The sequence below is a fragment of the Cellulomonas gelida genome (assembly GCF_006538725.1).
Taxonomy (GTDB): Bacteria; Actinomycetota; Actinomycetes; order Actinomycetales; family Cellulomonadaceae; genus Cellulomonas; species Cellulomonas gelida.
In genome coordinates, this window is record NZ_BJLQ01000035.1 from 1 (window position 1) to 21,239 (window position 21,239).

At 74.5% G+C, this 21,239-nt stretch carries 19 protein-coding genes; 9 read left to right on the forward strand and 10 right to left on the reverse strand.

Annotated features, from left to right (window positions below):
• Window positions 1-572 (reverse strand): FAD-binding protein (locus CGE01nite_RS13450; protein ID WP_141371374.1); only part of this gene is annotated, 572 nt, incomplete at its 3' end.
• Between the two features lie 27 nt (window positions 573-599).
• Window positions 600-1,460, reverse strand: a complete 861-nt coding sequence (locus tag CGE01nite_RS13455; RefSeq protein ID WP_141371375.1) for a CPBP family glutamic-type intramembrane protease — start codon at window positions 1,458-1,460, stop codon at window positions 600-602.
• A gap of 214 nt (window positions 1,461-1,674) precedes the next feature.
• On the opposite strand from CGE01nite_RS13455, the gene CGE01nite_RS13460 reads away from it, so the two are divergent.
• Window positions 1,675-2,082 carry an FKBP-type peptidyl-prolyl cis-trans isomerase gene (locus CGE01nite_RS13460; RefSeq protein WP_048342843.1) on the forward strand — a complete coding sequence of 136 codons (408 nt, stop codon included), beginning with the start codon at window positions 1,675-1,677 and terminating at the stop codon, window positions 2,080-2,082.
• 41 nt (window positions 2,083-2,123) lie between these two features.
• Window positions 2,124-2,402 (forward strand): Rdx family protein, encoded by a 279-nt coding sequence (locus CGE01nite_RS13465; RefSeq protein ID WP_371857589.1) that lies wholly within the window; start codon window positions 2,124-2,126, stop codon window positions 2,400-2,402.
• Between the two features lie 294 nt (window positions 2,403-2,696).
• Here the strand turns inward: CGE01nite_RS13465 and msrA are convergent, their stop codons facing one another.
• Window positions 2,697-3,350, reverse strand: a complete 654-nt coding sequence (msrA, locus tag CGE01nite_RS13470) for a peptide-methionine (S)-S-oxide reductase MsrA (RefSeq protein WP_170210977.1) — start codon at window positions 3,348-3,350, stop codon at window positions 2,697-2,699.
• 289 nt (window positions 3,351-3,639) lie between these two features.
• Between msrA and CGE01nite_RS13475 the strand changes: the two genes are divergently transcribed.
• On the forward strand, window positions 3,640-4,899 hold the full coding sequence (locus CGE01nite_RS13475) for an AI-2E family transporter (protein ID WP_082156327.1): 1,260 nt from the start codon (window positions 3,640-3,642) through the stop codon (window positions 4,897-4,899).
• Window positions 4,896-6,095 (forward strand): threonine ammonia-lyase, encoded by a 1,200-nt coding sequence (ilvA, locus tag CGE01nite_RS13480; protein WP_141371376.1) that lies wholly within the window; start codon window positions 4,896-4,898, stop codon window positions 6,093-6,095. Before CGE01nite_RS13475 ends, ilvA begins: the two co-directional genes overlap by 4 nt.
• A gap of 293 nt (window positions 6,096-6,388) precedes the next feature.
• On the opposite strand, the gene greA is transcribed toward ilvA, so the two are convergent.
• Entirely contained in the window at window positions 6,389-6,874 is a 486-nt protein-coding gene (gene greA, locus CGE01nite_RS13485; protein ID WP_048342839.1) for a transcription elongation factor GreA, read from the reverse strand.
• Between the two features lie 207 nt (window positions 6,875-7,081).
• A complete protein-coding gene (locus CGE01nite_RS13490) occupies window positions 7,082-7,501 on the reverse strand; it encodes a DUF4307 domain-containing protein (RefSeq protein ID WP_048342838.1) in 420 nt (139 codons plus the stop codon).
• A 230-nt stretch (window positions 7,502-7,731) separates the two neighbouring features.
• Here CGE01nite_RS13490 and mca point away from each other — a divergent pair, with 230 nt between their 5' ends.
• The 3 genes from mca to CGE01nite_RS13505 are packed head-to-tail and all read left to right on the forward strand — an operon-like array spanning window position 7,732 to window position 9,796.
• Window positions 7,732-8,607 (forward strand): mycothiol conjugate amidase Mca, encoded by an 876-nt coding sequence (gene mca / locus CGE01nite_RS13495; RefSeq protein ID WP_048342837.1) that lies wholly within the window; start codon window positions 7,732-7,734, stop codon window positions 8,605-8,607.
• Complete coding sequence (locus tag CGE01nite_RS13500; RefSeq protein ID WP_141371377.1) at window positions 8,604-8,966, forward strand: hypothetical protein; 363 nt, start codon at window positions 8,604-8,606, stop codon at window positions 8,964-8,966. The genes mca and CGE01nite_RS13500 overlap by 4 nt, the downstream gene beginning before the upstream one ends.
• Window positions 8,963-9,796, forward strand: coding sequence for a carbon-nitrogen hydrolase family protein (locus tag CGE01nite_RS13505; RefSeq protein WP_141371378.1), 834 nt, complete (start codon window positions 8,963-8,965; stop codon window positions 9,794-9,796). The genes CGE01nite_RS13500 and CGE01nite_RS13505 overlap by 4 nt, the downstream gene beginning before the upstream one ends.
• A 108-nt stretch (window positions 9,797-9,904) precedes the next feature.
• Here CGE01nite_RS13505 and trhA read toward each other — a convergent pair whose 3' ends face one another.
• Window positions 9,905-10,669 carry a PAQR family membrane homeostasis protein TrhA gene (gene trhA / locus CGE01nite_RS13510; RefSeq protein WP_048342835.1) on the reverse strand — a complete coding sequence of 255 codons (765 nt, stop codon included), beginning with the start codon at window positions 10,667-10,669 and terminating at the stop codon, window positions 9,905-9,907.
• A gap of 181 nt (window positions 10,670-10,850) precedes the next feature.
• Here trhA and CGE01nite_RS13515 point away from each other — a divergent pair, with 181 nt between their 5' ends.
• Together CGE01nite_RS13515 and phoH2 are read left to right on the forward strand one after the other, a co-directional pair.
• Window positions 10,851-11,612: an isoprenyl transferase gene (locus CGE01nite_RS13515; RefSeq protein WP_141371379.1), complete on the forward strand. Its 762-nt coding sequence runs from the start codon at window positions 10,851-10,853 to the stop codon at window positions 11,610-11,612.
• A 294-nt stretch (window positions 11,613-11,906) separates the two neighbouring features.
• On the forward strand, window positions 11,907-13,367 hold the full coding sequence (gene phoH2 / locus CGE01nite_RS13520; protein WP_082156323.1) for an RNA 5'-3' helicase PhoH2: 1,461 nt from the start codon (window positions 11,907-11,909) through the stop codon (window positions 13,365-13,367).
• Window positions 13,368-13,421: 54 nt separating this feature from the next.
• On the opposite strand, the gene CGE01nite_RS13525 is transcribed toward phoH2, so the two are convergent.
• The 4 genes from CGE01nite_RS13525 to CGE01nite_RS13540 are packed head-to-tail and all read right to left on the reverse strand — an operon-like array spanning window position 13,422 to window position 21,208.
• A complete protein-coding gene (locus tag CGE01nite_RS13525; protein WP_048342833.1) occupies window positions 13,422-14,141 on the reverse strand; it encodes an ABC transporter ATP-binding protein in 720 nt (239 codons plus the stop codon).
• Complete coding sequence (locus tag CGE01nite_RS13530; RefSeq protein ID WP_141371380.1) at window positions 14,138-15,130, reverse strand: ABC transporter ATP-binding protein; 993 nt, start codon at window positions 15,128-15,130, stop codon at window positions 14,138-14,140. Before CGE01nite_RS13530 ends, CGE01nite_RS13525 begins: the two co-directional genes overlap by 4 nt.
• 13 nt (window positions 15,131-15,143) lie before the next feature.
• Window positions 15,144-17,891 carry an FtsX-like permease family protein gene (locus tag CGE01nite_RS13535; protein WP_141371381.1) on the reverse strand — a complete coding sequence of 916 codons (2,748 nt, stop codon included), beginning with the start codon at window positions 17,889-17,891 and terminating at the stop codon, window positions 15,144-15,146.
• Window positions 17,888-21,208 carry an ABC transporter permease gene (locus CGE01nite_RS13540; RefSeq protein ID WP_141371382.1) on the reverse strand — a complete coding sequence of 1,107 codons (3,321 nt, stop codon included), beginning with the start codon at window positions 21,206-21,208 and terminating at the stop codon, window positions 17,888-17,890. Before CGE01nite_RS13540 ends, CGE01nite_RS13535 begins: the two co-directional genes overlap by 4 nt.
• Window positions 21,209-21,239 lie beyond the last annotated feature (31 nt).

Sequence of the window (21,239 nt, forward strand, 5' to 3'; positions counted from 1 at the left end):
AGGTCGAGCCACACCTCCTGCGCGACCTCGTAGGTGGGCTCGATCGCGAGGGTCACGCGTGTGACGAGGCCGAGTGCGCCGAGCGCGACGACCGACCCCGCGAGCTCGTCGTCGTCGCGTCCCAGCCGGCGCACCTCACCACCCGCGCCAACGACCTCGAGCCCGCGCACCGCGGCCGCGAGGTTGACCGCCGAGTCGCCCGAGCCGTGCGTCGCGGTCGCGACCGTTCCCGCGACCGCGATGTGCGGCAACGAGGCCATGGTGTGCAGCGCCCAGCCCGCGGCGTGCAGGTCCCGCGCGAGCTCGCCGTAGCGCACGCCCGCTCCGACCGTCACGGTCGCCCCGAGCGTCCCCGGGCCGTCGTCGTCCCGGATCTCCAACGGGACGTCCAGGCGGTCCAGCGCGACGAGCGTGCCGGGCCCGTCCGCGAGGTCGTGGAACGAGTGCCGCGACCCGACCGCGCGCACGTGCCGCGCCCCGGCGACGACGCGCGCGACCTCCTCGACGCTCGTCGGACGCACGAGCGGCCCGCCGCGGAACGTGTGGCTGCCGGCCCAGGTGGTCAGGGTCATGCGGGTCCTCTCGGGTGGTGCAGCGGGTCAGCGGGGGGCGGTGACGAAGACGTCGAACAGGTGGGGCGAGTGCGCGTGGACGAGCACCATGAAGACGATCGCGTCGAACAGCAGGTGCACGACGAGCACGTAGGTCAGCGACTTGGTCCGGCTGAACGTCCAGCCCTGGATCAGCGCGAACGGCAGCGTCAGCAACGGCCCCCACGACCGGTACCCGAGCTCCCACAGGAACGAGACGAACACGGCCGCCTGCAGCACGTTCGCGAGCGCGACGGGGAAGTGCCGACGCAGCAGCGCGAACACCGTGCAGATGAAGAACAGCTCGTCCCACGTGCCGACCGCGTTGACGCCGACGAACAGGCGCGCGATCTCGTCGGGCTCCACCACCGTGGGCCAGTTCTGGTACGCGCCCGAGGACAGGAAGTAGAAGGGCAGCACCAGGTACCCGGCCGCCACGACGAGGACCAGGTATCCCCACTGGAACCGGGTCCACGGCTTGCCGGTGCGCCACGGGAAGCGGATCACGTCGTCGCCGAACACGTGGTGCGAGAGCACGTACGGCACGACGACGGCGAGCGACAACGCCACCGCGAACCGCAGGATCGCGGCGTCGGACAGGTCCGCCTGCAGCGGGATGCTGCTCACGATCGACATGCCGATGCCGATGGCCAGCAGGTCCCGGCCCAGCACCCGGTCGACGACGAGCCCGAGCACCACGCCGACGACCAGCGGCACGTACGCGAGCGGCCGCACGTGCACGGCGAACAGCAGCACCGCCGAGCCGCAGACGAGCGCCGCGGCGAGCACACGCGCGGCGCTCACCCGCGGCGGCGTGGCGGCGGCCGGCTCTCGGGCGGGGGCCCGCGTGTCGTCGAGGTGCTCGGTCACCCGCCCACCCTGCCAGGCGTCGGGCCGGTGCACCTGGGCAAGCGCCTGGGCAAGCGCCTGGGCAAGTGCCGGGTGAGCGTCCGGACGGGCCCCGGTCCGCGGGGCGTGCACGTGCCCGCGCGGGGCCGCGATGCGGCACGTGTCGGCGCGGTGCGGCACGATGGGCCGCGCGCGTTCGTCGTGGGCGCGCCATCGCAATCGAGGGAGTTCCCAGATGTCTGCAGCTCTGCCCGAGGTCTCGGGTTCGTTCGGCGACAAGCCCACGCTCGCCTTCCCCGAGGGCGCACCGTCCGCCGAGCTCGAGGTGCTCGTCCTGAGCCGCGGCGACGGTGAGCTGGTCGAGGCCGGCGACGACATCGAGGTCCACTACCTCGGCCAGTCGTGGCAGGGCGGGGTGTTCGACAACTCCTACGACCGCCGCTCGTCGATCAGCTTCCCGATCGGCGTCGGCGCGGTCATCGCGGGCTGGGACGAGGGCCTCGTGGGCCAGCAGGTCGGCTCGCGCGTGCTCCTGTCGATCCCGTCGCACCTCGGCTACGGGGACCGCGGGGTGCCGCAGGCCGGCATCAAGGGCGGCGACACGCTGGTGTTCGTCGTCGACATCGTGGGGACCTCGCGCTGAGTCGCGTCACCCTCACGTACTGCACGCAGTGCCGCTGGCTGCTGCGTGCGGCCTGGTACGCCCAGGAGCTGCTGACCACGTTCCACCGCGAGGTGGACGAGGTCGCGCTGCGCCCCGGGACGGGTGGCGTGTTCGTCGTCGAGGCGCAGGCCTCGTCGTTCGACGGGCACGCCGCCCCCGCCCCGGTGGTCGTGTGGGACCGCGGCCGGGACGGCGGGTTCCCGGAGGTCACCGAGCTCAAGCGCCGCGTGCGCGACGTGATCGCCCCCGGCAAGCCGCTCGGCCACAGCGACGTCGCGGCGCCGCCGGACGCGGGCTGACGCGCGTCTCGGACCACCGTCCTGGACTGTGGTCCGACGCCACGTGGACGCCGGGTTCACGCGGTTCGTCCCGATGCGTACCGTCGTGCCTGGCCGACCGGAGGAGAGCCAAGACGCACAGCGTCGTGCTTCTCGGTCGACGGAAGGCCCTCGTCGCAGCGCAGGTTCAGGGGGAACCCAGCGCGCGCCGCGGGTGGGCGGTGTCTCGGGGGAGACGGCGCCGCCCACCCGGCGGTCACGCGACCGGCCGCGGCTGCGGGCCCGCGGCTGCTGAGCCGCGATGACCGCCCCGGACTACTGGCAGGCGACGCCCGTGGAGTGGACCGGGCAGTAGCCGTTGGGGTTCTTCACCAGGTACTGCTGGTGGTAGTCCTCGGCGTAGTAGAAGCGCCCCGCCTCGTCCGCCGGGCGAATCTCGGTGGTGATGTCGCCGTACCCGGCGTGCGCCAGACGCGGCGCGAAGAGGTCACGCGTCCGCGCGGCCGCCTCGGCCTGCTCGGGCGTCGTCGTGAAGATCGCCGAGCGGTACTGCGTGCCGACGTCGTTGCCCTGCCGGAAGCCCTGCGTCGGGTCGTGCGCCTCCCAGAACCGGCGCAGCAGCTCGTCGTGCGACAGGACGGCCGGGTCGTACGCGACGAGCACCGTCTCGGTGTGCCCGGTCATGCCCGTGCACACCTCCTCGTACGTGGGGAACGGCGTGAAACCGCCCTGGTAGCCCACCGCCGTCGTGACGACGCCCGGGATCTGCCACAGCTCCTTCTCGGCGCCCCAGAAACAGCCGAGGGCGAGCGAGATCGTCGCGGTGCCCGCGGGCCAGGGGCCGGCCAGCGGGGTGCCGAGGACCGCGTGCGTCGTCGGGACCTGGTAGGCGTAGTCGTCGCGTCCGGCGAGCGCCCGCTCGGGCTCGACCATCGTGGACCGGATCGCGGAACCGAACAGCCAGCTCATGCTGGACTCCTTCCCGGGGGTGCCCGCCTCGCGCGCCGTGTGCGGCGCGGGCGCACCCTCGCAGGTGGCTCAACCGCGGCGGTCCCGGGAGTGTTCCTGCCCCCGCGCGGGTGCGCGACCGTAGCCTGGGTCGGTGACCAGCGCACCCGAGCCCTCCGCGTCCGCGCCGGACGCGGCAGCCCCCGAGACGACGAGCGTCCCGAGCCCGACGAGCGGGACCGCGGTGCTCACCGCGTCCCCGGCGGGCGCGGCGCCGGTTGCCCAGGCCCGCGCGGCCGACTCGGTTCCGATGCCCGTGCAGCGTGCGGCCGCGTGGTCGTGGCGACTGCTGGTGATCGTCGCGTGCGTGGCGGTCGTCGTCGCGGGCGTGGCCTACCTCAAGCTCGTCGTCGTCCCGGTGGCCGTCGCGCTGCTGCTCGCCGTGCTCCTGGCACCGCTCGCCACCTGGTTCCAGCGCCGGCTGCGGATGGGCCGGGCCGCGGCCGCCGGTGCATCGGTGGTCGGGCTCGTCGTGCTGGTCGTGGGCCTGCTCGTGCTCGCCGGCCGGTCGGTGGTGCTCGGCATCGCCGAGCTGTGGGACCAGGCGCAGAAGGGCGTCGACCAGCTGCTCGAGTGGCTCGCGGAGGGCCCGCTGCAGCTGTCGACCGAGAACCTGCAGAGCTGGATCGACCAGGCGCGTGAGGCGGCGTCGAACAACAGCGAGACGATCGTCGCGGGGGCGCTGCACGCGACCGTGACGGTCGGTCACGTGCTGGCCGGCGCGGTGATCGCGCTGTTCTGCACGTTCTTCTTCCTGCTCGACGGTCGCACCATCTGGTCGTGGGTCGTGGGGCTCCTGCCGCGCGGGAGCCGCGAGCACGTGCACCAGGCCGGTCGGCGCGGTGTCGTCACGCTCGGCGCGTACACGCGCACGCAGATCCTGGTCGCGGCGGTCGACGCGACCGGCATCGGGCTCGGCGCCGCGATCCTGCAGGTGCCGCTCGCCTTCCCGCTGGCGATCCTGGTGTTCCTCGGGTCGTTCATCCCGATCGTCGGGGCGGTCGTCACGGGAGCCGTGGCCGTCCTCGTCGCGCTCGTCACGCACGGGCCGCTCGTGGCGCTCATCATGCTCGCGGTCGTGCTGGCGGTGCAGCAGCTCGAGGGTCACGTGCTGCAGCCGTTCCTCATGGGCCACGCGGTCTCGCTGCACCCCGTCGCGGTGCTGCTCGCGGTGGCGGCCGGGTCCTACGTCGCCGGGATCCTCGGTGCGCTGTTCGCGGTCCCGCTGGTCGCCGTGCTCAACACCGTGGTCCTCTACCTGCACGGTCACGACAAGTTCCCGCAGCTCGGGCACGACGACCACGTCGTGCTCCGACCGCACGGTCATCCCGTCCTCGACCGCGCGATCGCTCAGCTGGCCGAGACCGAGCAGCTGAACCCTGCGCACGACCTGGGCGATGCCCCGGCGGTCGGCGACGACGAGGGCGCGGCGACGGACCTCGACGACGCGCGGACGCCCGACGACGGGCCCGCGGGACCGACCGCGTCCGACGAGGGTGAGCGTCGATGATCACGCTCGCCGACGTCCGCCGGGCCGCGGCGCTCCTCGACGGGGTCGCCGAGCGCACCCCCGTCGAGTCGAGCCGCGCCGTCTCGGAGCTCGCGGGGGCGCAGGTGCTGCTCAAGTGCGAGAACCTGCAGCGCGCGGGCTCGTTCAAGATCCGCGGCGCGTACGTGCGCATGTCCGGGCTCACGGACGACGAGCGGGCGCGCGGCGTGGTCGCCGCGAGCGCCGGCAACCACGCGCAGGGCGTCGCGCTCGCAGCCCGGCTGCTCGGCCTCGACGCCGTCGTCTTCATGCCCACCGACGCGGCCCTGCCGAAGCTCGCCGCGACCCGCGAGTACGGCGCGCGCGTCGAGCTCGTCGGCACCAGCGTCGACGAGGCGCTCGTGCACGCGCGCGAGTACGCGCAGCGCACGGGCGCGGTGCTCATCCACCCGTTCGACCACCCCGACGTCGTCGCCGGGCAGGGGACCATCGCGCTCGAGATCGTCGAGCAGGTGCCCGACGTCGCGACGGTCGTCGTGCCCGTCGGCGGCGGCGGGCTGGCGGCGGGGGTCGTGGCGACGCTCGCGGAGCTGCGGCCCGACGTGCGGGTCGTGGGCGTCCAGGCGCAGCACGCCGCGGCCTACCCCGCCTCGCTCGCGCTCGGGCGCCCGACGCCCGCCCCCGAGCTGCGCACCATGGCCGACGGCATCGCGGTGGGCCTGCCCGGTCAGGTGCCGTTCGACGTGCTCGCGCACGCCGGGACCGAGGTCCGCACGGTCTCGGAGGAGGACCTCTCGCGTGCGCTCCTGCTCGTCGCCGAGCGCGCCAAGTTGCTCGTCGAGCCGTCGGGGGCCGCCGCGGTGGCGGCGCTCATGGCCGCGCCGGGCGAGTTCGAGGGTCCCGTCGTCGCGATCCTGTCCGGCGGCAACATGGACCCCCAGGTGCTGCTGCGCGTCGTGCGGCACGGGCTCGCGTCCGCCGGACGGTTCCTGTGGCTGCACGTGCGCATCGCCGACCGCCCGGGCGCCCTGGCCGACCTGCTGCACGACCTCGCGACGGCGGGTGCCAACGTGATGCACGTGTCGCACGTGCGCACGCAGGTCGAGCTCGCGGTCGACGAGGTCGCGATCGAGGTCCAGGTCGAGACGAAGGGCCCCGAGCACTGCGCGGCGGTCATGCACGCGCTGCGCACCGCCGGCTACCGCCTCACCGACTGACCCACCCCGCCTGCCCAGCGCCACCGGCGGGGCCGCCCAGGCGCGCCGCCGCCGTGTGCCTGGGCGCGCGCCCACCACGGGCGAAGTCGGCAGTCTGGCGCGACCTCGTGCATCCGGACTGCCGACCTCGAGGGGCACTGCCGACCTCGGGCACTGCCGACCTCGAGAGCACTGCCGACCTCGACCGGCGCTGCCGAGCTCGCGGCCGGCGGGTCGGGGTGGGCAGGCGAGGGGCGGGGATGACGAAGGGCGTCGCCGCGGGTGCGACGACGCCCTTCGTGAGGGAGATCGGGTCAGCCCGCGAAGGGCTTGGCGTCGAGGATCTTCACCTTGATCTCGCGGCTGTTGGGCGCGATGTAGCTCGTGGTCTCGCCCACGGACTTGCCGCTGATCGCGGCGCCGAGGGGCGAGGTGGGGGAGAAGACCTGGATCCCGGTCGTGCCGGCCATCTCGCGCGAGCCGAGAAGGAAGACCTCCTCGTCGCCCGCGACCTCCGCGGTCACGACCATGCCGGGCTCGACGACACCGTCGTCAGGCGGCGTGCCGATCTGCACGTTGCGGAGCTTCGCCTCGAGCTCGCGGATGCGGGCCTCGTTCTTGCCCTGCTCCTCGCGCGCAGCGTGGTAGCCGCCGTTCTCCTTGAGGTCGCCCTCGTCGCGCGCGGCGGCGATCCGCTGCGTGATCTCCTCGCGCCGCGGGCCCTTGAGGTCCGCGAGCTCGGCCGTGAGGCGGTCGTAGGCCTCTTGCGTCAGCCACGTGGCGGCAGTCGTGTCGGTCACGATCGCTCCTTCCTGCTTCGTGTGTCGTCCGGCGTCGGACCCCGTCCCACCGCGCGGCACGAGGCCGCAGGCGTGACCGGACACCGATGTCAGGACGGGATGTCGCCTTCCCTACCGGTCGCTTCGACCGTCAGATGTCGACACTGGGTCGACCGGGGCGGCGTGCGAAACGACAAGGATAGCAAGCCGGGACGCGTGCGGACGCCGTCAGGGCCTCGCGTCGACCGGTTCGCAGAGCGAGACGGTGCCCGTGACGGCGAGCTCCGCGGTGGGTACGACGACCGTCACGCGCTGCGTCCGCGCGCCCGGACCGATCTCCACGTTCTTCACGCCGACCTCGGCGTACGACTGCGACAGCGCCCGCACGCGGCACGTCGCGGTGGACTCCGGGTCCTTGGTGACCTCGAACGTCACGGCGATCGTGTCGGCGCCCTGGACCGAGAACCCGACGTCCTTCCACTGCACGGGGTCGCGCAGCGCGCCGATCCCGACCCACGCCACGACGACCGCGGCCACCAGCGTCGTGAGGACCACGGTGACCAGCCACGGGACGCGCGAGCGCTCGTCGGGGTCCGGTCCGTACCGGCCGGCGGGCGGTGTCGCGCTCGCGGCGGGTGTGCTCCCCACGGGGCTGCCTCCTGGTCCTCGGTCCGGGCGTCTGCCTGTGTCGTGCTGGTCGTCGTGCTGGTCGTCGTGCGCCGACGCCCCGCGCGCGGGACGCGTCGGCGACGCGGGCCGGTCCCGCTGCGTGGCGCGGTGCGGGGCATGTCGGTGTCGTGCGCGATCATTGTCCCGTGCCCGAGCAGCCCGCCGTGCCACGGCGACCCCAGAACACGTCACACGAGCCGTTCCGCCTCATGGCGGTCCACGCCCATCCCGACGACGAGTCGAGCAAGGGAGCGGCGACCACCGCACGCTACGCCGCCGAGGGCGTCGAGGTGCTCGTCGTGACCTGCACCGGCGGCGAGCGCGGCGACGTGCTCAACCCGCACTACGGACCGGCGCCCGAGGGGATCGAGGCGATGCGCGAGGTGCGCCGCGGCGAGATGGCCGCAGCGGCAGCGGCGCTCGGCGTCCAGCAGCGTTGGCTCGGCTTCGTCGACTCGGGCCTGCCGGAGGGTGACCCGCTGCCCCCGCTGCCCGAGGGCTGCTTCGCGCTCGTCCCGCTCGAGGAGGCCAGCGCCCCGCTCGTCGAGATCGTGCGCGAGTTCCGCCCGCACGTCATGACGACGTACGACCCCACCGGCGGCTACCCGCACCCCGACCACGTCATGTGCCACCGCGTCTCGGCGGAGGCGTTCGCCGCCGCGGGGAACCCGGACCGGTACGTCGGCCACGGCGAGCCGTGGACGCCGCTCAAGCTCTACTACAACCACGGCTTCTCGCTCGCGCGGCTGCGCGGCGTGCACGACGCGATCATCGAGGCGGGCGGCGAGTCGCCGTTCGGCGACTGGATCGACTCGCGCCAGGCGCGGGAGATCCCCGAGCGCGAGGTCACGACGCACATCGAGTGCGCCGACTACTTCGACCAGCGGGACGCGGCGCTGCGCGCGCACGCGACGCAGATCGACCCCGACGGCTTCTTCTTCGCGGTGCCGCGCGAGATCGAGCTCGCGAAGTGGAGCACCGAGGAGTTCGAGCTCGCGGAGTCGCGCGTTCCGGTGAGCCTGCCGGAGACCGACCTGTTCGCGGGGATCCGGCCCGCCGGGCAGGGCGTCGAGGCCGCCCGATGAGCGCGTTGACCGCACTGGTGCTGGCAGTGCCGGCACCGAGCCCCAGCCCGGTGGTCGAGTCCACGTCGGGCGGGTCGCCCGGCTTCATCGGCTTCGTGGTGACGTTTGCGCTCGCCCTCGCCGCGGCGGGGCTGTTCCTGTCCCTCACGCGGCACCTGCGGCGCGTCGACCGTCGCGCGCAGCAGCTCGGGGCGGACGACGAGCACGCGGCCGACTCGAGCGCCGCGGACCAGTCCGACGAGCGGGGCTCCGGCGAGCAGGGCTCCGACGAGCACGGCTCCGGCGAGCGTGGCTCCGACGCGCGTGGTTCCGGCGAGCGCGGTGGCGCGGCGCCGGCCGCGGACGGGCCGGCTCGGTGAGCTCGGGTCCGCAGCCGCCGACGCGGCCCGCGGTGCGCGTCACGCTCGCGCAGGTCGAGGTCTCCGACGACGGCCCGGCCAACGTCCTGGTCGCGCGCGGCGCGTTCGAGGAGGCGCAGCGCGTGCACGCGGACCTGCTCGTCCTGCCGGAGTACGCCTCCGCGTACGACCGGCACGGCGTGGGCGCCGCGCACGCGCAGCCGCTCGACGGCCCGTTCGTCACGGCACTGCGCGAGCGCGCCGCGGCCACGGGCGTCACGGTGCTCGCGGGTGTCACGCTGCCGGGCGACGCCTCCGACGCCCGGGCCACCAACGCGGTCGTCGCGGTCGACGGCGCGGGCGCGGTCGTCGGGCTGTACCGCAAGGTGCACCTGTACGACGCGTTCGGCTCGCGCGAGTCCGACCGGCTGCGGCCCGGTCCGTCCGACGCCGCTCCGCTCGTCCTCGGCGTCGCGGGCGTCCGGTTCGGTGTGCTGACCTGCTACGACCTGCGGTTCCCCGAGTCCGCGCGGCGCCTCGTGGACGCGGGAGCCGACGTGCTCGTCGTGCCGGCGGCGTGGGCCGACGGCGACCTCAAGGCGATGCACTGGCGCACGCTCGCCGTGGCCCGGGCGATCGAGAACACCGCCGCGGTGGTCGCGGTCGGCATGGCGGGCAAGGGCGTCGTCGGGCGTTCGCTCGTCGTCGGGCCGGACGGCGTGGTCGGTCTCGAGCTGGACGAGAAGTCCGCGATCCGCACCGTCGACCTCGACCCGGACGAGCTGCGCGGCGTGCGCGAGAAGAACCCGTCGCTGGCGAACCGGCGGTACGGGGTGGTCCCGCGCGGCTGACGCGTGCGGCGCGGCTGACGCGTGCGGCGCGGCTGACGCGTGCTCAGCCGTGAGGCGTGCTCAGCGGTGAGGTGTTCTCAGCGGTGAGGTGTTCTCAGCGGTGAGGTGTCAGCGCAGCGCGTACGTCGCGATCGACACCGCGATGTAGTGGCACGTGATCGCGACGACCGTGAGCGCGTGGAAGATCTCGTGGAAGCCGAAGTAGCGCGGGCTGGGGTTCGGCTTCTTGAGGCCGTAGACGACCGCCCCGACCGTGTAGGCCAGGCCGCCCGCGGCGATGAGCCAGACGATCGCGGCACCGCCCGAGCGGTAGAACTGGGGCAGGAACGCGACCGCGACCCAGCCGAGCGCGAGGTAGACCGGCACGTAGACCCAGCGCGGGGCGCCGAGCCAGAAGATCCGGGCGAGCAGCCCGACGAGGGCGCCGGACCACACGACGATCAGCAGGTTCCGCGCGGTGGTCGCGGGCAGAAGCAGCACCGCGAGCGGGGTGTAGGTGCCCGCGATGATGAGGAAGATGTTCGTGTGGTCGAGCCGGCGCAGGACCCCTGCGACGCGCGGCGACCAGGTGCCGCGGTGGTAGATCGCGCTCGTCCCGAACAGCAGCACCGCGGACAGCCCGAACACGGCGTTCGACCAGCGTGCGGCCGGCGTGGGGGACAGCGCGACCAGGACGATCGCGGCGGCCAGGATGAACGGGGAGACACCCGCGTGGATCCAGCCGCGCAGCATCGGCTTGACGGTGGCCGCCACCTGCTCGACGGCGCGCGTGACGCTGATGGCGATCTCCTCCCGCAGTGGCGTGGTGTCCTGCGACGACGGTAGCGCGCCGTGCTGGGGACCGTGTCCGCCGGTGGCGGGAGTGCTGGCCATGCTGCCTCTTGTTCGTCGTCGACGTAACTTACGTGCCCGTAGGTTACGGCACCGTAGGTAGCGATGTCGACCGGTTCGGGGGTGTGCCGGGTCACCCGAAGGCGCACGCGCGCCCAGCGGCGACGAGTACGGTGGACCGGGCTCACGATGAGCCGGACCGGAGCCTTGGAGGACTGAGCGAGTGCGACTGCCCCATCCGCTCTACGGCCTCTACGAGCGTCGTCTGGCCGCCTCGCTCCCTCCGGACCGGATGCCCCGCCACGTCGGCGTGATCCTCGACGGCAACCGGCGCTGGGCGCGCTCGATCGGCAAGTCGACCGCCGGTGGCCACCGCGCAGGGGCGGACAAGATCGGCGAGCTGCTGGCGTGGAGCGAGGACGTCGGGGTCGAGGTCGTCACGCTCTGGATGCTGTCGACCGACAACCTCAACCGCCCCGCCGACGAGCTCGCGGACCTGCTCGCCATCATCGAGGACGTCGTGCGCGAGCTCGCCGCCACGCGGCGCTGGCGCCTGCAGGCGGTCGGCTCGCTCGAGATGTTGCCCGAGCGCACCGTGCAGGCCCTGCGCGCCGCCGAGGAGACGACGCGCGACGTCGTCGGGATGCACGTCAACGTGGCCGTGGGCTACGGCGGGCGGCGCGAGATCGCCGACGCCGTGCGCGCATACCTGCGGCAGGCGTCCGAGCAGGGGCTGGACCTCGACGAGATGGCCGCGCAGTTCGACGTCGAGCACATCGCCGCGCACCTCTACACCAAGGGCCAGCCCGATCCCGACCTCGTCATCCGCACCTCGGGCGAGCAGCGGCTCGGCGGCTTCCTGCTGTGGCAGTCGGCGCACTCGGAATTCTACTTCTGCGAGGCGTACTGGCCGGACTTCCGGCGCGTGGACTTCCTGCGCGCGGTGCGCGCTTACGGGGTCCGCGAGCGACGCCTCGGACGTTGACCGACGCGCGTCCGTCGTCCAGGTGAACATCGTGTTTCCACTCGCGCGCTGTGGCGCGTGTCGCCGACGTCACACGTGCTGCCGGGGTTAGCGTCCCCGACAAGGACGTCGCCCCGGCGTCCCCGGGAAGGCCAGCCCATGGAGCATCCGCTCCGGGAGGAGGGCCGGTCCCGGCCCTGCTCGTCAGGGTCCGGCCGACCCCGTCCCGTCGCCGCGAGCCGGCACGTGGTCCCCGCGTGGGACACCGGCACGCGACGCCTTCTGCGGTGCACCTAGCGCCGGAGGGAGCACGCCGTGGTCAGCAGCGCAGCTCGGCAGGGCACGACCCAGGCAAGCACGACCCAGGCAGGCACGACCCAGGCAGGCGCGACCCGGGCACGGACCGCCTCGGAGGTCGACCAGCCGGTCGACGAGCCCCAGGACGGCCGTCGGACCCACGTCCTCGACACGTCGGTGCTGCTGTCCGACCCGAGAGCGATCTACCGGTTCGCGGAGCACGACGTCGTCCTGCCCGTGGTCGTCGTCACCGAGCTCGAGGCCAAGCGGCACCACGCCGAGCTCGGCTACTTCGCCCGCTCGGCGCTGCGCCTGCTCGACGACCTGCGGATCCAGCACGGCCGCCTCGACCGTCCCCTGCCGCTCGGCGAGCAGGGCGGCACGCTGCGTGTCGAGCTCAACCACACCGACCCGACCGTGCTGCCCGCCGGGTTCCGGCTGGGGGACAACGACACGCGGATCCTGTCCGTCGCGGCGAACCTGGCCGCGCAGGGGTGTGACGTCACGGTCGTCTCGAAGGACCTGCCGATGCGGGTCAAGGCGTCCGCGGTGGGCCTGCGCGCCGAGGAGTACCGGCACGAGCTCGCGGTCGAGTCCGGCTGGACCGGGATGGACTCGCTCGACCTGTCCGAGCAGCAGATGTCCCAGCTCTGGGAGCACGAGTCGCTGCCGCTGGCCGAGGTGGTCGCCACGCCCGGGGTGGGCACGGGCCCGACGACGAACCCGTCGGACCTCGCGTGCCACACCGGCCTGGTGCTGCACAGCCCGCGCGGCTCGGCCCTGGGCCGGGTCACCGCCGACAAGCACGTGCGCCTCGTGCGGGGCGACCAGGACGTGTTCGGCGTGCACGGGCGCAGCGCCGAGCAGCGCATCGCGATCGACCTGCTGCTCGACGAGGAGATCGGCATCGTCTCGCTCGGCGGCCGGGCCGGGACCGGCAAGTCCGCGCTCGCGCTGTGCGCGGGCCTCGAGGCCGTGCTCGAGCGGCGGCAGCACCGCAAGGTCATGGTGTTCCGGCCCCTGTACGCGGTGGGCGGTCAGGAGCTCGGGTACCTGCCTGGGTCGGAGGCCGAGAAGATGAACCCCTGGGCGCAGGCGGTGTTCGACACGCTCGGTGCCGTCGTCTCCCGCGAGGTCGTCGAGGAGGTCATGGACCGCGACCTGCTCGAGGTCCTGCCGCTCACGCACATCCGCGGCCGGTCGCTGCACGACGCGTTCGTGATCGTCGACGAGGCGCAGTCGCTCGAGCGCAACGTGCTGCTGACCGTGCTGTCCCGCATCGGGCAGTCGTCGCGCGTGGTGCTCACGCACGACGTCGCGCAGCGCGACAACCTGCGCGTCGGCCGGCACGACGGGATCGCGGCGGTGATCGAGGCGCTCAAGGGCCACCCGCTGTTCGCGCACGTCACGCTCACGCGCTCGGAGCGCTCGCCGGTCGCGGCGCTGGTCACCGAGCTGCTCGAGGGCATCGAGGTCTGAGGGGCCACGGAACGCGGCGAGGGGGCCCGGTCGTGCGGGCTCCCTCGCCGTCCGTCAGTCCTCGACGAGCACGCCGTCCTGGAGCCGGACCACGCGGTCGGCGAGCGCCATCATCACCGGGTCGTGCGTCGCGACCAGTGCGGTCGTCCGCTCGTGCTCGACGACCGCGCGCAGCAGGCCCATGATCGAGACGCCCGTCGCGGAGTCGAGCTGGCCCGTGGGTTCGTCGGCGACGAGCAGGCGCGGCGAGTTGGCGAGCGCACGTGCGATCGCGACCCGCTGCTGCTGCCCGCCGGAGAGCTCACCGGGCCGCTGGTCCGCGTGGTCGCCGAGCCCGACGAGCTCGAGCAGCAGCGCGACGCGCTCGTCACGCGCGCGGGGCGGGACCTTGCGCAGCCGCAGCGGCACGCCCACGTTCTCCGCGGCGGACAGCACGGGCACGAGCCCGAACGTCTGGAAGACGAACGACACCACGTCCCGACGCAGCGCGACGAGCCCCCGCTCGCCGAGGCTCGAGACCTCCTGCCCGTCGACGACCACGCGGCCCTCGTCGGGCTTGTCGAGACCACCGACGATGTTGAGCAGCGTCGTCTTGCCCGAGCCGGAACGCCCGACGAGCACGACGAGCTCGCCCGGCGCGATGCTCAGCGACACGTCGCGCACCGCGTGCACGGCGGCGTCGCCGCTGCCGTACGTCCGCGAGACGTGCTCGACGAGCACCATCGAGTCGGTCACCGGCTCCGCCGCGCGGTGCCGTGCGCTCTGGACGCTCATCGCGACCCCTCCTGCTCGGTCGACACGACGGTCTCGCCGGGGCGAGCGTCGTCGGGACGCGGCTCGACGCGCGGCCGGTCCGGCCACACCGACACGTGCGACGCCTCGAGCGCGAGGCGGACGCGACCGCTGAGCTCGAGCGCCTCGCGGTACTCCTGCGGGAGCTGCACGCGCCCGGCGCGGTCGAGCATCGCGAACTCCTCGGCCACGACGTGCTCGGTGCCGTCGTCGCGCGTGTGCGTGCGGCGCACGACCTCCGACGACGTGCGCCCGTCCCGGATCGCGACCGTGCGCTGCACGTGCTCGCTCACGCCCGGGTCGTGCGTCACGACGACGACGGTGGTGCCGAGCTCGCGGTTGACGAGCCGCAGCGTCTCGAGCACCTCGTCGGACGTCGCGGTGTCGAGCTCGCCCGTCGGCTCGTCGGCGAAGACCACGCGCGGCTCGTTGGCGAGCGCGACGCCGATCGCGACCCGCTGCTGCTCACCGCCCGAGAGCTGACCCGGGCGCCGGTCCGCGCAGTAGCCCACGCCCAGCAGCTCCAGCAGCGTCGTCGCGCGTGCGGTCCGCTCGCGGCGGCTGCGGCCGGACAGCGCCAGCGGGAGCGCGACGTTCTCGGTCGCGGTCAGGTACGGCACGAGGTTGCGCGCGGTCTGCTGCCACACGAACCCGACCATCTGGCGCCGGTAGGCCACGCGCTGCGCCGGGGTCATCGCCATCAGGTCCCACGGCCCGACCCGCACGCGTCCCGCCGTCGGCACGTCGAGCCCGGACAGCACCGCGAGCAGCGTCGACTTGCCCGAGCCGGACGCGCCGACGATCGCGACCAGCTCGCCCTCGTCGACGAGCAGGTCAAGGCCCTGCAGGGCCTGCACCTCGATGCCCTCGGACTGGTAGATGCGCACGAGCGAGTCGCACACGATGAGCGCGTCCTGCCCGAACGTGGGCGCGCCGGCCTTCTCGGTGAGCCTGTCGAGAGTGGTGGTCATCGGGCCTCCTTGGTCATCGTTCGGCCTCACGGATTCCGACCGCCAGGTCGTCGTCCCGGCGCGTGCGCGCCTCGATCTCGACCGCGACCCACAGCCCGGCGAGCAGCGCGCCCACCGCGATCGCGACCGGATGCCACGTGAACGCCACGTGCGTGCCGTCCGGCTCGCCCGTCAGGGCGGTGAGTCCGAGCGCGCTCAGGAGCAGCCACGGGACGACGAACCCGATCGCTGAGCCGGCGAGCAGCGCCGCGACGGTGAGCGGGAGCACCTCGCCGGCCGACAGTCGTCGGGCGGTGCCCGGGTCGAGGCCGAGGGTGCGCAGGACGTGCAGCGTGCGTCGCCGGTCGCGCGCAGTCGCGACGACGGTCAGGACGAGCGCGACCACCGCGAGGAGGGCGAGCGCGACCTGCGAGACGACCATCAGCGTGCGCAGCCCGGCGGTCAGCGGCGAGGACGTCCAGTCCTCGAGCCACCCCTCGCGGCTCAGCACGGTCACGCCGGGCGTCTCCGCGACGGCGAGGTCGGTCACGGCCCGGACCGCGCCCGGGCCCAGGAGGCGGGTGTACTGCGCGGGCACCTCCGTGCCGAGCACGGAGGCCAGCACCGCGCGGTCCACGACGACGGTCGGTGCGCCGTCGTCACCGCGGATGCTCGTGGTGCCCTGCACGTCGAGCGGCGCGAACACGTCCGTCGCCCAGACCTGGGGTGCGAACGCCTCCGCGACGCGTTCGAGCTCGGGCGAGATCAGTGCGGGCGCCGCGGTCGGGCTCGTCTGCTCGCCGAGCGACGCGAGGCCGGGCTCGACCGGGTCGCCCGCGCTGCGGCGCAGCTCGGCGAGCGCCTGGGCGTCGACCGCCAGGAGCGTGACGTCCACGCCCGAGCCGATGCCGAACGTGCGGCTCACCCACATGCGCGTGCCGACCACGCTCGTGACCCCGGGCGCATCCCGCAGCGCGTCGAGCGTCGCGTCGTCGACGGGGCCGTCGACGCGCACGTCCCCGCCGACGAGCACGTCGGCGGCGCGCTGCTGCCCGCGGTCGACCGTGGCCACCGTCAGTCCGCTGAACACGACGAGCGCGACGGCCACGGTCAGCGTGAGCAGCGGGATCGCGGTGCGGCTCGCCCGCTCCGCCCGCGCCGCGGCCACCAGCCCCGCCAGAGCGGGGCCGCGGGACGCCGCGCGGCGCAGCGCGCGCAGCGCGGGTGGGAGCACGTGAGAGACGAGCACGGTCGACGCACCGGCCAGCAGCACGGGCGTCGCCGCGAGCAGCCAGTCGACGCCGCCCGTGCTGCTCGCGAGCAGGCCGCGGGCGCGCACCGACGCGAGCGCGCCGCCCGCGAGCGCGAGCAGCGTGAGCTCCGCGACCAGGCGCCGGGTACGACGGCGGGCGGCGAGACGGTCACGGTCGGCGCGGTTGGCGGGCACGCGACGTCCGGTCCAGGAGCGACGCACGAGCGTGGCCGCGAGGACCGCAGGCGCGAGCACGCCGACCGCCGCGACCGCGGCGCCCGGCCACCAGGCGCCGCCCGTGCGGGGGACGAGGACCGCGAGCGCCCCGACCGCGACCGCGCACGCGAGCGTGGTCACCGGCACGGACTCCAGCAGCGCGCGCCACCCGACGGAGGCGACCGACGCGCCGCGCGCACGCTCGAGCGTGTAGAGCGACGCGCGGCGTTCGACGAGCAGGCGCGCGGCGAGCAGCAGCGTGAGCGCGCCGACCGCCACGAGGCCCGCCAGCAGCACGCTGGCCTGCGCGGTCGCGCCGGCGAGCCGATCCCGGTAGGCGTTCAGCGCGTCGTCGAGCCCGGTCTTGATCAGCGGCACGCGTGCGTCCATGAGTCGCAGCGGCGTCGGGTCGGCCGACAGCGCGGCGACCTCGGTCGCGAGCGTCTCGGCGCCGTCGGCCGTCAGCTGGTCGGCGCGCGCCAGGAAGCGGACCTGCGTGGTCGTGCCGGTGGGCGCGAGAGCGACGAGCAGGTCGGGCAGCGACGCGTCCGACACGAGGAACCCGGCGGCCGCGATCGCGCCGGTCCCGCGCGGCGCGGGCCGGGCCTCGACCAGGTCCGCGAGCCCGGACCACACCGGGTCGTCGGGGTCGACGACCTCATAGGTCCCGACGACCACCGCCGTCAGCCGCGTGAGCAGTCCCCCCGGCTTGACGACGACCTCGTCGCCGAGCTCGAGCCCCATCGCCTCCGCGCCCGTGACGCTCACGCCGACCTCCACGTGCCGCTGCAGGTCGGCCAGGGGCTGACCCTCCGCAGGCTGGACGTCGGGGAGCAGGGCCGGGGCGCGGCCGGCCACCCAGCGCACCGGGTCGCTGCCGTCGGAGGGCAGGACGTGGCCCACCCGTCCGGCCGCGACGCCCGCGGGGACCTGGGCGTACCAGGCGGACGTCGTGGTGGTGGTCATGGGGTCGGTGAGGTAGCCGCGCAGCGTGGCGGGCACGCCGTCGGAGATGGTCGCCGCGTCGCGTCGCAGGTCGGCAGCGGGCTCGGGCGGGCGTACGCCGGCGACCGGCGGGTCGACCCCGCCGACCTCCGCGATCACGTCGGTGCCCGGGCGGCCACGCTCGACGACGTCCCGCGCACCCCGGTCGGCGACCGACATCACCAGGCGCGGGGCGAGCAGCGCGACGAGCACGAGCGCCGCCGCGAGTGCCCCGGTCAGGACGAGCAAGCCGGCGTCGGTCGCGGCCCGCCGACGCGTGACCAGCGGTCCGGCGCCGACGACCGTGCGCACCCTCGTCGTCAGGCTCATCCTTCGTCCCCCAGTCGCAGGAGCGCACCGGAAGCGCGCCGCAGCAGCGCACGCGTCGTGACGACGACCGCCAGCAGCGCGCCGATCGTGAGGGTCCCGACGACCGCTCCGAGCACGGGCCACGGCCACTGCACGACCACGCTCGGCACCGGTGCCAGGCCGCGCGACGACACCGTGATGAGCGGCCCGACGAACCAGGCCAGCAGGGCCCCGACCGCGACCCCGGCGATCGTCCCGATGGCGCCGAGCAGCACGTACTCGCCGACGATCGCGCGCACCAGCGAGCCCTGCGACGCGCCGAGCGCCTGCAGCCGCGCGAGCTCGAGGCGGCGCGTGCGGACCGCGACCGTCGCGCTGAGCGCGATGCCGGCGACCGCGAGCGCGACCGCGGCGAGCGTCACGATCCACAGCGCCGCGGGCACGGCGACGTGCAACGGCCCGTCGGTGGCCTCCGCGCGGACCTCGACGCGCGTCGTCGTCGTGCCCGCGCCCGTCTTGGTGATCGCGGCCGCGGCGCCGGGCGCGTCGCCGTCGGAGACGCGAGCCCACCACTCGTCCGTCAACGTGCTGCGCCCGCCGGCGACGAGGACCGCGCGCAGGAGCGCGTCGCGGTCGACCAGCATCGCGTCACCCCGCGGGATCCCGGGCAGGTACGGCACCTGCCGGTCGATACGGAGCTGCACGGCGACACCGTCGACGTCGACGACGAGCACGTCGTCCTCGGTCGCGCTCAGCTTGCTGAGCAGCGCAGGGGTGACGACCGCGTGCACGATCGGCTCACGGTCGAAGGTCGTGGTGTAGAGCGCCGCGGTCCCGTCGCCCACGTGGCCGAGGTTCGGCGTCGCGGTGACGTGCAGCCCGTCACCGTCGACCCACGTCGCGCCCAGCCGGATGCCCTGCTGGAACGGCTGCGGTGCGCCAGTCGTGTGCCAGGCGCCGCGGCTGAGGTCGAGCAGCGTCTCGTCGCCGTCGGTGTCGACCGCGCGCACGTCGGTGAGGACCGCGTCGTACGGCAGGTTCCAGAGCTCGGGGTCGAAGGTCGACCAGACATCCGGCGGGAGCGAGAGGCGCAGGCCGACGCCGATGAGCTGCGTCGCCCCGAGGTCCTCGGGCAGTGCGAGGGCGAGCTCGGCCGGCGCGTCGGGCCCGGAGCCGACTGCGGTCGTCACGGCGGGCAGGTCCAGGGTTGCGCGTGCGCCGCGGGCATCCTGCACGACGAGCGAGGCCCACGTCCGCGCGGCGTCGTCGCCGGTCAGAGGTGCGCGCACGCGGGCGCTGAGCGTGAGGCGCAGCTCGCTCGTGCCCGCCGGGATCGGGACGCCCTGCACGGGACGCGCGGGCGCCATGCCCGCGGTGGCGGCGGACCAGCCGCCGTCGAGTCGGCCGCGCAGCAGATCGCCGGCATGGTGCGTGTCGAGCGCGAGCATCGTCGTCGTGACGCCCGACGTCGACGCGTCGGCACCGGAGGCGATGGCCGTCTGCACCTGGCGGAGCGCGACCGGCGCCACGACCGGCAGGTGGTCGACCCCGCCGATCCGCGCGGACTGCTCGAACAGCGAGCCGTCGGGGTCGGTGATCCGCAGGTCCGTGCCGATCGTGAGCTCCGCCTGCTCGCGCTGGGAGGTGCGCCACGTGTCGAGCCAGCCCTGCGCGAACGTGCCGACGGCGACCGCGAGCGTCACGAGCAGCACGGCGCCGGCCGCGCGGCGCGGCCGGCGGCTGATCTCCCAGGCCGTCAGCGGCGCGACGAGCGCGCGGCTGCGCCGGGCGGCGAGCTCGCCGAGCCCGGCGACGAGCGGCAGGACACGGCCGGCGAGCACACCGCCGGCCAGGAGCACGAGCGCGGGCGCGGCCACCAGCAGCGGGTCCATGCCGCCCGAGCCGTCGAGCACGGGGGAGCCGTGCCGGACGAGCTGCCAGAGCGCGACCCCGGCGACGACGACGACCGCGAGGTCGACGCCCGAGCGCGCGAGCATCTGGCGACGGTCCTGACGGATGTCCTGCTGCTCGGAGTCCACGGCCGAGACGCGACGCCGCACCGAGGGGGCCAGGAGTACCGCCGCGAGCAGGAGCGCGGCGACGGCGCACGTCGTCCACAGCAGCGCGGGCGTCCCGGGGTCCACCGCGAGCCCGGCGTCGCGCAGGACCGGTACACGGGTCACGCCGCGGTACACGAGCCCGGCGAGCCACGGTGCGGTGAGCGTGGCGACCGCGGCGACACCGAGGGCCTCGAACGCCGCCAGGCCCAGCAGCTGTGCGTGGGACGCGCCGCGTGAGGTGAGCAGCGTCTGCTCGGCGGAGCGGCGCTCGGCGAGCAGCCGGGCCGCGAGCAGCAGCACCGTCACGGCCACGACGAGCAGCATGAGCCCGACGACGACCACGCCGACGCGGGTCACCGCGAGGCTCGCCGTGATGGTGTCGAGCGTGCGGTCGAGCGCCGTCGACACGTCGGTGCTCGCGCCCGGGACGGCCGCGTACAGGTCCGTCTGCGCGGTGCGCAGCCGCTCGCGCAGACCCGCGAGCTCGGCGGGCGTGGCGGACGCGAGATCGGGCTGCGCGACGAGGCGCTGCGTCCCGGGCTGGACGGCCCCGACACCCGGGGCAACGACGAGCGGGCCCCACGCCTCGGCGACGCTGCCGCCGAACGAGCCGGGCACGGGGAAGGCCGGGTCGTACCCGCGGCCCGCGAGGAGGTCGCGCGACCAGACGGAGCGCGGCGGGTCGGCGCGGTAGGTCCCGACGACGCGCACCGGGATGTCCGCGCCGACGTCGGTGCCCGCGGTCCGCAGCACGTCGCCGAGCTTCCAGCCGTACGCCGCGGCCGTCGCGGTGGGGAGCGCGACGGGCACGGCGGTCCCGTCCCACGCGGTCGTCGGCCACTGCCCGGTCAGGAGCGTCGCGTGCTCGGGCACGATCGGGTAGTCCGCGAGGTAGACCAGCACCGGTTCCAGGCCGCGCTCGCGCTCGACGGAGAGCCAGGGCGACGACGTCCACGTGGTCACGTCGGCGTCGACGGGGCCCAACAGCTCGGCCAGGCCCGTCTGCAGTGCCTCCGTCACCTGCTCGGGCGAGTTGCGCCCGACGACGGCGCGCACGTCGATCGTCGTGCTCTCGACGCCTGCGCGGTCCAGGGCGACCTGAGGCGCGCGGTCCTCGCCGACCCAGAGCAGCAGCGCGAAGGTCCCGAGCAGGGTCGCGGCGACGACCGTCACGGCGACGACCGCGAGCAGGAGCGTGCCCTGGGCGCGCGTGCGGTGCGCCAGCAAGCGCGGCATCCATCTCACGCCCAGCAGCCCCCTGACCTCGTCGTCCGGCATGTGTCCGGGCGACCCTAACCCAGGCGAGGCC